Genomic DNA, 14421 nt, shown 5'->3' with positions numbered 1-14421 from the left:
AGCTCGTCTCTCTCTCGTCTAACCTCCCGGCCCGCGCAAGCGGGCTTTTTCTTTTCCTGCATGCATTGACCAGACAAATCGACTGCACTGATTTCCGTTCGGTTACTCTCTGGAATAGGGAATGGCGATCTCCGCCCGTTCCAGCAGCCACTCCCAGTGGCCGCGGGCATAGCCGCGCGAGACGTCGGCAAGGAGCTTGGCCATCTCGCCCTCGATCGCCGCGATCTCGGCCATGGCGTGGCTGTTGGCGACCAGCAAGACGCGCACCGCCGCACGCGCATCGCCGTCACAATCGGCGATGACGCGCTCCACGCTCGCTTCCAGATCTTCCGGCAAAGCCTGTTCGGATTTGCTGGCTTGCGAGGTCATTGACGGTTCTCCCTGTTCAGAGGACTGGAATCGGCAGATATCTCGCCCCATCGTGACGGTGCATGAGCCCTGCCCCGATGACGGGACGGACGGTTCGCCTCGGCCCTGATCGGCACGAACGCAGGGCAAAGCGCGTTCATGCGAGAACGTTTTTGCTCCAACGCCTTGTTTCGACATGCCGTTGCGATTCTTCCGCTTCGGCAAATCGCAAAATGCTTTCGGATTCGAGACCGGAAAATTAGGCGAGCCGGCTGCGGCTGTCGAGCATTTTGTTCATGTTATGTTCTGATATAGACGACACCGACACGAGCCTGCTCCCGATCGCCCACAGCCAGGCAAGACGCCTGAAAAAATCTGCACGAATCATGGAACCAAATCCCGGCCCACCGGTTGAGTGTGCAGTCGGATGCCTTGAGACCGTTCCTGGCATTCGAGCGGGCCCGCCCGCATGACTTCGAGCTGTTGACGCACTCGTAGTTTCCTCGGGCTTTTTGGCCCGACCCAACGACCCAACTGCCGGGTGCCCCCGCATCCGGCTTTTTCTTTGCCCGACCGCTACGGCACAGGCTCCGATTTCGGAAGCGGATCCTGTGACATGGATCTTTGTTGTCGCATCGTTTTTGCCGAAAACCGGAGTCCACTTTTCGGCACGATGCTGCTGCAGCCTCAATTGCGCAGCACCGCGCAACTGCCGCCGACGCGGTGCAGCTTGTCGCAGAGCAGGCTCGCCTCGCGCAGGCTGCGGGCTGGCAGGCGGACACGATAGAAGGCCCGCCGGCCGCGCCCGGCCATGCGCGTGCCGACAATCAATGTCTCCCGGCCCGCCAGGACGGCCGAGAAGCGCTTCACCGCCCGCTCATAAGAGGCGATGGCGATCGCCTTGGAGAAATTTCCGGACAGCTGCACGCCGAAGGGCGCATAGGGGCCCTCGATCAGGCGCGGCACCTCCCGGCGCACGGTGGTGACGACGGCGAGGCAATCGACCGGCTTGGCGGCGGGCTCCTCCCCGGCCTTGAGCCCGTCGTTCGAAACCCAGTCGTCAACGCTGCGATGGGTGATGAAATAGACATAGGCACGTGTTTCCGAGGGCAGATAGCGCCCGCCCGCCAGCCAGTCCGAGAGGCGCTTGGGCCCGGCATTATAGGCCGCCAGCGCCAGCCCCCAATTGCCGAACTGCGTCTTGAGCGCGCTGAGATAGGCGGCCGAAGCCGGAATCGCCTTTTCGGGATCGAAGGGATCGTCGAGTTGCCATTCGGCCGCCGTGCCAGGCATGAACTGGGCGATACCCTGCGCGCCGGCACTGGAGATGACGTGGGGACGAAAACTGCTCTCGCGCCAGATCAGCCGGGTGAAGAGTTCGGGCGGAATACCCTTGTCCTTGGCCGTGGTCTCGATCAGGCGGCAGATCGCCTCGTCCAGGCTCTCCTGGCGCGCCTCGGCTCGGCCCACCATGGCCATGCCGGCGAAGGCGGCAAGAAGCAGCATCGTCGTCAAGCAGATTACTCTCGATCGTGGCCCCGGCCCGATCGAGAGTAATCTGCAAGACATCAAATATTTGCAGAATTTTCCGGCGGGGTCCATGGACGGAGCCCGTCGGAAAACTCTGCTTGGGAAAAGCCGAAGGTTCACAAACAAGGCCCCGCCACTGCCAGCGCGGCCTTCTCTATCGCCATAGCCGAGCTCCTCGGCAAGTGCTTCTTGGCATCCTGCTGCTTCTTGACCTCCTGCTTCCTGGCTACGACGGGCCAGCCTTTGGGCAATGACCCATGACGCCGCGGCCGCCTTGCCAGGATCGCCTGGACTGGTGCAAACAGGGCACCCCGCCACTTGGAAATTCCATCATGACGAGATGTCATTGGGCCCTCGCCGCTCTCGCCTGGTTCGCGGCCTCCACCGGCACGGCCCTGGCCGCCTCCGAATTCGATCCCACGCCGCAATTGCCTGTTTCGATCGAGGAGGCCGACCGCACCCGTCTGATGAATTTCGAGCAGACGCGCCGCAGCGCCGTCGATGCGGTGCTCGGCTCCAATGCCCGCCACACCGCCGACGGCATCGCCCTGGAGGAGATCCTCGCCGGCGATCCCAGGCCGATCGCCAATACACGCGAACTCGTCGGCAATTGGCGCTGCCGCAGCGCCCAGCTCGACGACGGCTCGAAGGCCAATGACGGCAAGGGCAGCATCTATGCCTATCCCTATTTCAAATGCGCCATCAGCGAGCGCGGCGGCAAGCTCTTCTTCGCCAAGGTGAACGGCTCCCAGCGCGTCAGCGGCTTTCTCTACCGCGTCAGCAACACCCGCTTCGTCTTCCTCGGCGGCAATGCCAATGGCGACGATCCGCCGGTCGCCTATGGCGCATCGCCCAAATCCGACGCGGTGGCCTATCTGTTCAAGGCCGGCCCGCGCAAGCTGCGCCTGGAACTGCCGCAAACCTGCTGCAGCACGCTCGAGATCCTCGAACTGGTGCGCTGAGCCTGCCGGCTCTCGGGGGGGCTGGTCTTCAGACCAGCCTGAAGCGCGGCGCCTGCCAGGGATGAAGATGCCGGGTTTGAAGTGCCAGAGCGATGCAACCCCTCATCCGCCTTTCTCCGGTTTGTTCGGAAGACCTTGAAAGGGATCTGAAGGCCCACCCCCGGATTCATGCCGTCGGCGGCAAGGAAGCGCGAAACATCTATCCCGCCCGTGTGAAGGCAGCCCGGTCCAGGGACAGAAGATCGCCGATGCGCTCGATGGTGACGTCGGGCTTGGGATCGACAGTGTTCATATCCGCTTCCAGGGCGTAATGGCCCTGGCGCACGAAGATGGTGGTGAGCTTGTCGCCCATCACCGCCTTCATCTTGGCGAGCAGGCGGGGCTTGTCGTCGACCATGGCGTAATGCTCGGCCGGATAATGGCGCTGCACGGAGTCCAGCATCTGCTCCTTGTGCAGATAGATCATCACCCGCCCTTCCACCGCGTCCCACAGGCCGGCGCGCTGCACCTTGCGCGGCTGGAACACGATGTCGCCATCCGAAAGCACGGCGGGAGCGCTGAAGCTCTTGAGATGGGCGATCGCTTCCAGCGCCTTCGGGAAGACGCGTCCGGCGAAGGGATATTCCAGGAGAAACTTCGACATCTGGAGCAGGTCGGGGTCGTCGTCCAGCCCGGCGCGGAAGAGCTGGAGCGCGGCGAGGTAATCGGCATAGCCGTAATCGTCGCGGATCTTGCCGTAGATCGTCCAGTAGCGCGCGCGCTGGTCCGCTCCGAAGGCTTCCTCGATATGGTCGCCGAGGTCCTCGCCGAAGCGGTCATTGTCGAGCAGCGTGTTGTCGACGTCGAGAAGGACGACGAGCTTGCGGTCAGGGGACACGGCGAACTCCTATGATGTTACGCGAAAGTGGGGACAGGGCGCGGACAGGGCCGCGCTACAGTACAGGATCCGATATCGGAATCGGATTCCGTACTGTAAGCTTTTGTTGTTGCATCGTTTTTTCCGAAAACCGGCATCCACTTTTCGGCACGATGCTCTAGCGCCCCATCCGGTTCCAGGCGTCGAGGCCGGCGATCTTGTAGGCCTCGGCGAGGGTGGGATAGTTGAAGGTGTTCTCGATGAAATAGTCGATCGTGCCTTTGAGGTTGAGTACTGCCTGGCCGATATGGATCAGTTCGGTCGCGCCCTCGCCCAAGATGTGCACGCCGAGCAGGCGGCGCGTCTTGGTCGAGAAGATCATCTTCATGATGCCGCTGTCGAGCCCCATGATGTGGCCGCGCGAGGTCTCACGCAGCCGGGCGATGCCGACTTCGTAGGGAATGCCCTTCTGGCGCACTTCCTCCTCGGTCAGGCCCGTGGTGGAGATCTCCGGCACCGAATAGATGCCATAGGGGAAATATTCGGGTGGCGGCGGCGGTTCGAGGCCGAAGGCATGGCAGGCGGCCACCCGCCCCTGCTCCATCGAGGTGGAGGCGAGGCTGGGAAAGCCGATGACGTCGCCGGCCGCGTAGATATGCGCCACCTCGGTCTGCAGGGTCGCCGGATTGACGCCGATGCGGCCGCGATGATCGGTCTTGAGGCCGGCCGCGTCGAGGTTCAGCCTGTCCGTATTGCCGACGCGCCCGGCGGCGAACATCAGCATCTCCGAGGACACCTTGCGGCCATCGCCCAGCTTGGTGACGACGCGGCTCTCCTCGCGCTCGATCGAGACCACCGGGGAACCCAGGCGCAGCGAGACGTTGCGGTCCCGCAATTCATGCATGAACTCCTCGATCAGCTCCTTGTCGATGAAATCGAGGAAGCTCGAGCGCGGCTCGATCAGCGTGACGGCGACGTCGAGAGCACTGAAGATGGTGGCATATTCGACGCCGATCACGCCCGCACCGATCACGGTGAGGCTGCGCGGCAGCCGGGGCAGCTCGATGATCTCGTCGCTGTCGAAGACATTATCGGAATTGAACGGCACATAGTCGGGGCGGAAGGGCTGCGTGCCGCAGGCGATCAGGATGTAATTGGCCGTCACCGTGCTGCGCGTGCCGGTCTCCGTGGTGATCTCGATTTCGTGCGGGCCGAGAAAGCGTGCTTCGCCGCGGGCCGTGCGCACGGTGTTGCGGCTGAACTGATGCTCCAGCACCTCGACCTCGTGGTCGAGTGTCTTCTGGAGGCGGACCATCAGGTCGGTGGCGCCGATATCCTGCTTGACCCGGTAGGCCCGGCCGTAGAAGCCACGCTCGCGCCAACCCGACAGGTTCAGCACCGTCTCACGCAGCGTCTTGGAGGGAATCGTCCCGGTGTGCACCGACACGCCACCCACGCGCCGGCCCTTCTCCACCACCAGGACCGACTTGCCGAGCTTGGCCGATTGCACGGCGGCGCGACGGCCGGACGGGCCCGAACCGATGACGAGCATGTCATAATCATACATGGAGGGAAGTCTCTAGGCCGTTGGAACAAGGTGTCGAAAAGGCGGGAAGTGCCCGGGAGCATGGTCATGCTGCATGACAGCATGAATGCACATAGGGCTGCCACCTGCCAAGAGACAAGAAAAAATGCCGCGACGACGTCGAACCATCTGCCATGCAGCCGGCGGAATGAAGCGTTGTTTGCCTTCTCCGCGAAGCGGGGGAAGACAGGTCGCGCGCCTATCCTGGCGCCCGGCCCGACAGCACATCCTCCACCGCCGTCGACCAACTGCCATCCGTGTGCTTGGCCCAATAGGCCTCGAGCAGCGCCCGGGTGACCGGCCCCATGCGGCCCTCGCCGACGGCGGCGCCATTGATCCGCGTCACCGGCATGATGCCGCCGGCCGTCGAGGTAATGAAGACCTCGTCGGCAGCCCGCGCCTCGGCCGCCGTCACGACCCGCTCCTCCAGGGGAAAGCCGAGTTCGGCGGCGAGTTCGATCGCGCTCTGGCGCGTAACGCCACGCAGCACGCCGCGATCGGGTGTGGCGATCCGGCCCTGGCGCACGGTGAAGATGTTGAAGCCCGGCCCCTCGGCAAGATTGCCGTCGGCATCGGTCAGCACGGCGCTCTGTGCGCCGCGATCATAGGCATCGTAGAGGCCCATGACGAAATCCAGCCAGTGATAGTTCTTGACGGTGGGATCGACCGAATCCGGCGGGATGCGGCGAATGTCGGACAGCACGATCGGAAGCCCGGCCTCGCGCTGTTCGGGCCTGAGGATCCAGCCGAACGGAATGGCAAAGCAGATCAGTTGGTTATGGGCCTCCCTGGGGTCGCGCGAGAAGGTCGGTGAGATACCGCGCGTCAGCACCATCTCGACATAGGCATCCTGGAGCCCGGAGCGGGAGACGCATTCGGCGAGAATCTGGACCAGTTTTTCGGGCGAGACCGGCAGCGTGAGGCGCAGCCTGTCGGCCGAGCGCAGGAATCGCTCGATATGGGTGTCGAGGCGGAAGAAGCGGCCCTTCCAGACATGTACGACGTCATAGGTCGCGTCCGAATGCAGGAAGCCCCAGTCGAGCACCGAGATCTTGGCTTCCGAGATCGGCACGAAGCCGCCATCGATATAGGCTGTTCCGGCAGGATAGTTCATGCGGCCCCACTCTTGCCCCGCGACCTTTGATCGGAATCGGGCATGCGCGATCTGCGCCCGGTAATGAAAATAATTCAAGACCGATGTCGCCCTCCGCCAGGCTCATTCGTCGTCACGATAGGAGGCCGAAGAAATTCGCCCAGGCAAGGAAATGGATACGATGACGATCACCATCACGGCGTTTGAACGATCACCCGATGGCGGCAAGGGACTGGCACGCGATACGCGCGTTCGCTGGGCGCTCGAAGAAGTGGGCCAGCCTTATGAGGTTCGCCTGGTTTCCTTCGCGCAGATGAAGGCGCCTGGCCATCTGGCCATCCACCCCTTCGGCCAGATCCCCACTTATGAGGACGGTTCTCTGTCGCTGTTCGAGACCGGCTCGATCGTCTTTCACCTCGCCGAGCGGCATGCGGGCATGCTGCCTGGGGATCGCGATGCCCGAGCACGGGCGATCACCTGGATGTTTGCCGCACTCAACACCGTCGAGCCGCCGATCCTCGACCTGACGACAGCACGGATATTCGAAGCCGACAAGCCCTGGAGCGAGGAGCGTCTGCCCTTGGTAAAGGACCGCGTTCGGGCCCGGCTCGACCAGCTCTCCGCCCGGCTGGGCAACGCCGACTGGCTCGATGGGGCGTTCAGCGCAGGCGATTTGTTGATGGTATCCGTGCTGCTGCGACTGAGAATGTCGGGCCTTCTGGACGAATATCAAAACCTGGCCGCCTATGTCGCCCGCGGGGAAGCTCGGCCCGCTTATGTCAGGGCCTTTGCCGCGCAATTTGCGATCAACGCCCCGTCAGCCCGTTGAAGCATGAGCTCGCAAAGCCGAGCCGACAGCACAGATTACGCTCTAGTTTGGCCCCAGCGCCTGGCCGCGAATGCGATAGCCGAGCGTGAGCGGGGTTCCCGGCTCGATCGTGATAGCCGTGCGTACGCCGGCAAGTGCGATGGGATTGTCCGAGGCGGCGATCACCGATCCGAAATCGAAGGCCGAGGCCACGGGCTCGACGCCCACGCACAGATGGCGCCCGTTCCAGGGCGGGAATTTGCGCCCGCGATTGCTCATCCACAAGAGGCAGGACGGCAGCTTCGTCGTGTCCCAGGAAAGATCCCAGGCAACCCGGTCGTGCTCGTCGACGAGATGGACGCCGCCTTCGATGCCGCAGAGTTGCATTATGTCCTCGCGGTCGTCGGCGAAGGGTAGCCTGTCGAAACGCTCGCTCCCGCCTGACTTGACCGCGACATCGGCAAGCGTCGTGAACCTCCTGTCCGGCTCGGCCCGGGCGGCCGCTTCGGCAACGGGATGGCTGAGGCCGAAACGATAGGGACCGGGCTCGATGCGAAAGGATCCTGGTTTTCCACGCAGGGCGAAGTTGGGATGAAAGCCGAACGGCCTGACGCAACGGTGCCGGGCCCGGATCTCGACGGAAACATCCAGTCCCGCCTGCCCGTCGATCGGGCGGATCGTGCGTGTGATCCTCTCGATGGGCGAGTCGCTGGGATAATCGAGGCCGAGGGCGATCGCATCTTGCGTGCGCGACACCAGGCTCCATTCGGCGGCAGCGCTGTGGCCATGCAGCAGGTGATCACTCGGGCCGAGCGGATGGCCGCTGTCCGGCAACGAAGCATCCACCAGCCCCCGCCAGGCGCCGATCAGGGGATCGTCGCTGCTGTAGAGCCTCCCGAAGGGCAGGCAGGGCCAGTCGCCCCGGAGGTTCTCCAAGCCCGGCTCGACTTTTTCGCCGGCCGTGATCCAGGGCGCCTCGTGGAACGGTTCGACGAAGCGGCCGTCCTCCAAGCGAAAGCGCGTGCGGCCCAGGGCGGCAGCGCCGGCATGTACCGTCACCTGGCCATGCGACCAGTCGAGCGACCAGGTTTGCGGCATGTAGATTTCCTGATTTCCGGCGGGGCCAGTATCCGGGCGGCAAGATTGGTCGCCGCCCGGAACTCGTGCTCAGAACTTGAATTCCTCGACATTGGCCGGCGTGACGATCTTGGCGGGGCCGAGCACCACCTCACCCTTTTCGCCCACCGTATAGTCGCCGAGACGCCCGGCCTTGAACTTGTCGCCCGGCTTGCCGGCGATCTTGCACTGCGCCAGTTGCTGGGCACCGTAATAGGTTAGATAGCCGAGATCCTTGACGTTCCACCAGATGTCCTGGACGGAGCCGTTCTGGATGTATTTCTTGATTAGGGTGGCCGGCGCCAGGCCCGTCAGCTTGACCTTGCCGAGGCTGCCAGCCTGTTCAAGGGCGCGCGCCGCGGCCGGCAGGCCGATGCCGGCGGGAATGATGATGCCCTTGAGGTTCGGGAAGGCCTGGACGAGCGCCAGGGCCTGCTGCTGGTTGACCTGCTCGCTCTCCTGGCCATAGGCGATCTGCACCAACTTCATCTTGGCGAATTTTGGCTCCTTCATCTTGTTCTTGATGAAGTCGATCCAGGCATTCTGGTTGGTGGCCGTCGGCGTGGAGGAGAGGATGGCGAAATCCCCCTCATAACCGATCATCTGCCCCATGCTCTCCAGCATCATCTCGGCCAGGCTGTCGCCCTTGGCCTGGTTGAAGAACAGCGAGCGGGCGGCTTCCGAGACGTCCGAATCGTAGGAGACGATCCTGACGCCCTGCTTGGCGGCGCGCTTGAGGGCCGGCGCCACGGCATTGGCGTCATTGCCGGAGATGGCGATGACGTCGACCTTCTGGGACACCAGATTGTTGATGAACTCGATCTGGGCTTCGGCGGTCGCCTGGGAAGGCGCCTGCTGGATCACCTTGCCGCCGATCTCCTTTTGGGCCTCCTCCGCCCCGGTCTTGGCGACCTGGAAATAGGGATCGGTGTCGAGCTTGGGCAGGAAGCCGACGGTCACGGGCTCCTTGGCGCATTTCTCGGCCGCGAAGGCCGGTGCCGCCAGAGCGCCCAGCATGATGGCCGTGGTCAGGATCAGGTGTGTTCTCATCGCTTTTTTCATGGCTCGTCTCCTCCTTCACGTCTTTCTTCAGGTCGTTGTTGGTTTACGCTTTCAGTCAGGTCGTTTGTTCTGGTTCTCGCGGCCGGCCGGCTGCCTTGAACTTGGCCTGGAGACCGCCATAGAGGCGCTGGGCCGTGGTGCTGAGCAATAGCGAGAAGATCAGCAAGAGCCCGATCACGGTGCCCTGCGCATCGCCGCCGATCTGGCTCAGCCCCAGCACGTTGCGCAGCGTGGCGATCAGTACCAGCGCCAGGAACACGCCGGTCAGCTTGCCCTTGCCCCCGAACACGCTGACGCCGCCGAGAAGCGCGATGGTGATCACGTCGAGTTCGAGGCCGATGGCATTGTCGGCCCGGGCATTGGCAAGGCGGGCGGTGAACACGATAGAGGCGATGGCACAGATGAAGCCGCTGAGGACGAACAGGCCGAGGCGGATGCGCGCCACCCGCACCCCGGCATAGAGCGCCGTATCAGGGCTGCCGCCGATGGCGTAGATGCGCCGGCCGATGCTGCTCACCTGCAGCAGGATGGCGAAGACCGGCGCCAGCACGAGGAAAGGCACGATCGTCCAGGGGATCGGCGTGTCGCCCAGCGTGTCGATGCCGAAATCGGTGAAGCTCTCGGGAAACTCGTTCACCGAGCCGGTTCCGAGCAGGATGTAGCCGATGCCGCGAAACATCGCCATGGTGCCGAGGGTGACCACCAGCGAGGGCAGGCCGAGATAGGTCACCAGCACGCCGTTGAACGCGCCCGCCAGGATGCCCGTCAGCAGCGCCAGCGCGATCGCACCCTCCAGCGGCAGGCCCTCGCGGATCAGCACGCCGAACACCACGCTGCTGAGAGCCAGGATACTGGCAACGGACAGGTCGATCTCGCGGGCGATGATCAAGAGCACCATCGGCAGCACGATCAGGGCTCGCTCGGATGCACCGGCAATGGCCTGCGAGATGTTGAAGGCCGTGGCGAAATTCGGTACGGCCAGCACCGCATAGGCGAGCACCGCTACGGTGAGCAGCGCCAGGAAATTCTCCCAGCTGGCGATCCTTTCGATAAGGCTCGTCTTCATCGCCCTCTCCGTCCCTGATGGGTCCGCCGCCCGATGATGGTGTCGACACCGATGGCGAGCAGGATGACGAGGCCATAGACCCCCTGCAGCCAGAGCGGATCGACGCGCACCAGCGTCAGCCCGTTCTGGATCACCAGGAGCGTCAGCGCGCCGAGGGCGACGCCGAGCACCGTTCCGGCACCACCCCTGATGGCGACGCCACCCACCACCACCGAGGCGATCACGGTGAGTTCGAAGCCGAGCGCCACGCGGGCATCGATGGTGGCATAGCGCGAGGCCCACAGCGCGCCGTCGAAGCCGGCCAGCAGGCCCGCCAGCATGAAGGCGCCGAGCACGAGAGCCGTGCGGCGGATGCCGATAAGGACGGCCCCATCCGGATTGGAGCCGATGGCATAGAGCTCCCGGCCAACAGGCCAGTGCTTCAGGATCACCCCGATCACCACCAGGCAGGCGAGAGCGATGAGGATCACGGCCGGAATGCCGACGATGCGGGCACTGGTCATGTCGAGCCAGGCTTGCGGCACCTGGTCGGCGCTGATCTGCCGACCGCCCGCCCACAGGCTGTTCAGGCCGCGGAAGACCGAAAGGGTGCCTAGCGTGACCACGATCGCCGGCACGCGGCCGAGGGTCACCACCAGCCCGTTCAGGGCACCGCAGGCCAGGCCTATGGCACAAGCCGTGGCGACGCCCAGAAGCACCGAGCTTTCGGGATGGGCATGCATGAAGCTGGCGGCGCCATAGGCCGACAGGCCGATCACGGAGGCCACCGACAGATCGATGTTGCGCGTCAGCAGGACCAGCATCTGGGCCACAGCGACGATCATCAGGAGCGCCGCGTCCATGGCGATGGCGGTCAGGTTCTCGGGGCTGACCATGCGCGGATTGAGGAACATCACCGGCAGGACAACGGCTGCCATCGCCCCGACCAGCCCGACCTCGCGCCGGCGCAGCAGCGCCTTGAGCCAGTTGCCCGGAGGCTCATCGAGCTTTGCGGCCTCATCCCGCGGCGCCAGCGCCGGCTGCTTGTCCAAAACCACCCCGCCGGCATCGGTGGCCGCGCGTATCACCTTTTCCTGGTCGGCCTCCCCGCGCGCAAAGGCGCCGGCCATCCGGCCCTCGCGCAGCACGACGATGCGATCGCACATGCTCACCAGTTCGGGCAGTTCCGAGGAAATCAGGATGATCGCCAGCCCCTGCTGGGCCAGTTCGGCGATCATGGTATGGACTTCGGACTTGCTCTCGACATCGATGCCCTGGGTCGGTTCGTCGAGGATGAGCAGCCTGGGCTGGGTGGCGAGCCATTTCGACAGCACCACCTTCTGCTGATTGCCGCCCGAAAGTGTCTTCACAGGCTGGGCGAAGCTGCGGAATTTCAGCTTCAGGCGCCGCAAGTGCGGCTCGACCAAAGCCAGTTCCTGCCGGCGCATCACCAGCCCCGCCATGGTGGCCTTCTCGATCACCGGCAGGGAGGCGTTGTCGAGGATGGGAAAATCCATCACCAGGCTCTGGCCGAGCCGGTCTTCCGAGACATAGGCGATGCCGGCGGCCATGGCGGCGGGCGGATCGGCAAAGGATACCGCCCTTCCTTCCATCTCGATGCGGCCCGCCGTCGGCTGGTCGATGCCGAACAGCACGCGGGCGATCTCGGTGCGCCCGCTGCCCACCAGCCCGCCGAGGCCGAGAATCTCGCCGGCCCGGACGCTGAAGGAGACGTCGTCGAAGTCCCCTTCGCGCGACAGGCCGGAAACGGCGAGCACCTCGCGGCCGGGCTTGGAGTCCCATTGCGGATAGATGGCCTTGAGCGGCCGCCCGATCATCATCTGCACGGCTTGGTCGCGGTCGAGTTCCACCGCCCGCCTCACCCCGATCAGATGGCCGTCGCGCAGGACGGCGATGCGATCGGCGATACGGTAGATCTCTTCCATGCGATGGCCGACGAACATCATCGCCACCTGCCGGGCCTTGAGATCGGCGACCACGGCGAAGAGGCGCTCGACCTCGCGCTGGGACAGGGCAGCGGTCGGCTCGTCCATGATCAGCACCTTGGCGTTGACCGATAGGGCACGGGCGATCTCGACCAATTGCTGCTCGGAGGTGCGCAGCTCCTTCAATTGATCCTCGGGCGAGCATTTCAGTCCGACGACGTCGAGCAGAGCGCGCGCTTCCTCGCGCATGCGCTCATAGTCGATGCGGCCCAGGGAGCGCTGCGGCATGTGGCCGACGAAAATGTTCTCGAACACCGTCAGGTCGCCGAACAGGCCGGGATGCTGATGCATCACTGCAATGCCGCGGCGCTGGGCTTCGAGCGGAGACCAATGCTCCACCGGCTGGTTATCGATGGCGACCGCGCCCTCGTCCGGCCTGTAGACGCCGGCAAGCAGCTTGACGCAGGTGCTCTTGCCCGCGCCGTTCTCGCCCAAAAGCGCCAGCACCTCGCCGGGCAGGAGATCGAAACTGGCGTTGGAAAGAGCGATCGTTCCTCCGAAGCGCTTGGAGGCGTTCACCAACCCGGCAGCCGCCGCGGGGGACGCGATCGAGGTTCCGAGGCCCTCATCGGCCAGGCTGCTCTTCATGGCATTGCACGCCGGCGATGACGCGACCGAGATACCCCCACCATCATCCTCCCGCATCCTTTAATTATTAAAGCAAATGGATATATCGATGCCCCTGAACTGTCAAGCGGATGCCCTTTCCCCTAGCGGGCCCCGATATAGGTTTTCAGGCTGGCGCGCCCGATGCCCGGCGCCTTGGCCTTCACCAGCGTGGCACTGTCCGGCGCGAACATGGCATAGAGCGGCAGGATGGCCGCGCCGATCGCCGCCGCCTGCGGCCCCATCGTCCCGACCGCAATATCAGGCGCGAACAGCCCTTCCGGCATGATCGCCTGGAAACGGCGCGACACCGCCTCGACCGTCCGCTGCAGGATGGCCGATGGCAGGATGCCGTCGATCACGATCGCCGACACATCCACCACGGCGATGGCGCCGACGATCGCCTGGGCGAGCGCGTCGGCGCAATCCTCCACCCACGCGCCGAGATGGGGTTCGGCCGCCTCGCCGATCTCGGCCAGTTCGTGGGCCCGCCGGATCGGCACGCCGTTCTGGCGCAGATGGTTGGTCAGCACATAGATCGAGGCCCGGCGCAGCAGGATCTCGAATGGCCCTTTTGGCGCCGGCACGCTGGACAGCAGCGAGGGCGTCACGGGATAGGGGCCGAAGGCGGCCGAATTGCCGTTCGGGCCGGTCTCCAGATTGCCGTTGATGATCAGTCCGCCGCCGATGAAGGTGGAGATGAACAGATAGATGAAATCCCTGGCCTCGCGCCCCCGGCCATAGACCAGTTCGGCCGTCGCCGCACCGGAGGCATCGTTCTCGAAGAAAAGCGGCAGATCTATGCTGTCGGCCAGGGCCTTGGCGAAATCGAAATCCTCCCAGGCCTGGGTGATCGAAGCCGGCATGCCCAGCTCCTTGGTCCAGCTGTCCATGAAATAGGGCATCGCCACACCGACGCCGACCACCCGGCTGCGCAAATCGGGCGCCAGGCCGGCCCGGAAGGTGCGGACATAGGCGGCGGCCAGCTCCGCCACCATCTGCGGTTCGGGATATTCGTAGTCGCTGGTCTCCATGCGCAGGGTGCGGCCGGTGAAATCGACCAGCACAGCATCGAAGGCTCGCCGGCCGACATGCAGGCCGATCGAAAAAGCACCGTCGGGCGCCGGCGCATAGAGGGTGGAAGGCTGCCCCACCTGTCCGGCGCGCTTGCCTTCATGCCTCACGAGCCCGACTTCCTCGAGATGGTCGACGATGACGGCCACGGCCTGGGGCGTGAGATTGGCCGAGCGGGCGAGTTCGGCCTTGGAGGCCTGGCCGAGACGCTGCAGCGCCTCGAGCACCACGCGCTCATTGTAGCGCCGGACCTGGACGGAATTGCTGCCCTTGCGGCTCGCCGGCGCGTTCGGCTGGGACATGATCGCCATCGTGCTCCAATGAATGAAG

At 64.4% G+C, this 14421-nt stretch carries 12 protein-coding genes; 2 read left to right on the top strand and 10 right to left on the bottom strand.

Features of this window, described 5'->3' with window-relative positions; translation table 11 throughout:
* Window positions 1-102 precede the first annotated feature (102 nt).
* Together ACZYTC_RS26880 and ACZYTC_RS26875 are read right to left on the bottom strand one after the other, a co-directional pair.
* Complete coding sequence (locus tag ACZYTC_RS26880; RefSeq protein WP_434954932.1) at window positions 103-369, bottom strand: hypothetical protein; 267 nt, start codon at window positions 367-369, stop codon at window positions 103-105.
* A gap of 666 nt (window positions 370-1035) precedes the next feature.
* Entirely contained in the window at window positions 1036-1854 is an 819-nt protein-coding gene (locus ACZYTC_RS26875) for a lytic transglycosylase domain-containing protein (RefSeq protein WP_434959580.1), read from the bottom strand.
* A 356-nt stretch (window positions 1855-2210) separates the two neighbouring features.
* Here ACZYTC_RS26875 and ACZYTC_RS26870 point away from each other — a divergent pair, with 356 nt between their 5' ends.
* Entirely contained in the window at window positions 2211-2840 is a 630-nt protein-coding gene (locus ACZYTC_RS26870; protein ID WP_488990968.1) for a DUF4893 domain-containing protein, read from the top strand.
* A 199-nt stretch (window positions 2841-3039) separates the two neighbouring features.
* Here ACZYTC_RS26870 and ACZYTC_RS26865 read toward each other — a convergent pair whose 3' ends face one another.
* The 3 genes from ACZYTC_RS26865 to ACZYTC_RS26855 all read right to left on the bottom strand — a co-directional run bounded on the left by ACZYTC_RS26865 (window position 3040) and on the right by ACZYTC_RS26855 (window position 6395).
* Window positions 3040-3717 (bottom strand): HAD family hydrolase, encoded by a 678-nt coding sequence (locus tag ACZYTC_RS26865; protein ID WP_488990967.1) that lies wholly within the window; start codon window positions 3715-3717, stop codon window positions 3040-3042.
* A 157-nt stretch (window positions 3718-3874) separates the two neighbouring features.
* Window positions 3875-5263, bottom strand: a complete 1389-nt coding sequence (gene sthA, locus ACZYTC_RS26860; protein WP_434954929.1) for a Si-specific NAD(P)(+) transhydrogenase — start codon at window positions 5261-5263, stop codon at window positions 3875-3877.
* A gap of 217 nt (window positions 5264-5480) precedes the next feature.
* A complete protein-coding gene (locus ACZYTC_RS26855) occupies window positions 5481-6395 on the bottom strand; it encodes an aminotransferase class IV (RefSeq protein ID WP_488990966.1) in 915 nt (304 codons plus the stop codon).
* Window positions 6396-6555: 160 nt separating this feature from the next.
* Here ACZYTC_RS26855 and ACZYTC_RS26850 point away from each other — a divergent pair, with 160 nt between their 5' ends.
* Window positions 6556-7203 carry a glutathione S-transferase family protein gene (locus ACZYTC_RS26850; RefSeq protein ID WP_488990965.1) on the top strand — a complete coding sequence of 216 codons (648 nt, stop codon included), beginning with the start codon at window positions 6556-6558 and terminating at the stop codon, window positions 7201-7203.
* Between the two features lie 42 nt (window positions 7204-7245).
* Here ACZYTC_RS26850 and ACZYTC_RS26845 read toward each other — a convergent pair whose 3' ends face one another.
* The 5 genes from ACZYTC_RS26845 to ACZYTC_RS26825 all read right to left on the bottom strand — a co-directional run bounded on the left by ACZYTC_RS26845 (window position 7246) and on the right by ACZYTC_RS26825 (window position 14393).
* Complete coding sequence (locus ACZYTC_RS26845) at window positions 7246-8280, bottom strand: hypothetical protein (RefSeq protein WP_488990964.1); 1035 nt, start codon at window positions 8278-8280, stop codon at window positions 7246-7248.
* Window positions 8281-8349: 69 nt separating this feature from the next.
* Window positions 8350-9360 carry a rhamnose ABC transporter substrate-binding protein gene (locus ACZYTC_RS26840; protein ID WP_488990963.1) on the bottom strand — a complete coding sequence of 337 codons (1011 nt, stop codon included), beginning with the start codon at window positions 9358-9360 and terminating at the stop codon, window positions 8350-8352.
* Between the two features lie 55 nt (window positions 9361-9415).
* Window positions 9416-10426 carry an ABC transporter permease gene (locus ACZYTC_RS26835; RefSeq protein WP_488990962.1) on the bottom strand — a complete coding sequence of 337 codons (1011 nt, stop codon included), beginning with the start codon at window positions 10424-10426 and terminating at the stop codon, window positions 9416-9418.
* Entirely contained in the window at window positions 10423-12999 is a 2577-nt protein-coding gene (locus ACZYTC_RS26830) for an ATP-binding cassette domain-containing protein (RefSeq protein ID WP_488990961.1), read from the bottom strand. The genes ACZYTC_RS26835 and ACZYTC_RS26830 overlap by 4 nt, the downstream gene beginning before the upstream one ends.
* Window positions 13000-13121: 122 nt before the next feature.
* Window positions 13122-14393, bottom strand: a complete 1272-nt coding sequence (locus tag ACZYTC_RS26825) for an ROK family transcriptional regulator (protein ID WP_488990960.1) — start codon at window positions 14391-14393, stop codon at window positions 13122-13124.
* Between the last annotated feature and the right edge of the window lie 28 nt (window positions 14394-14421).

The organism is Labrys sp. F242 (genome assembly GCF_057813875.1).
This window is presented reverse-complemented; position numbering and strand designations above follow the sequence as displayed.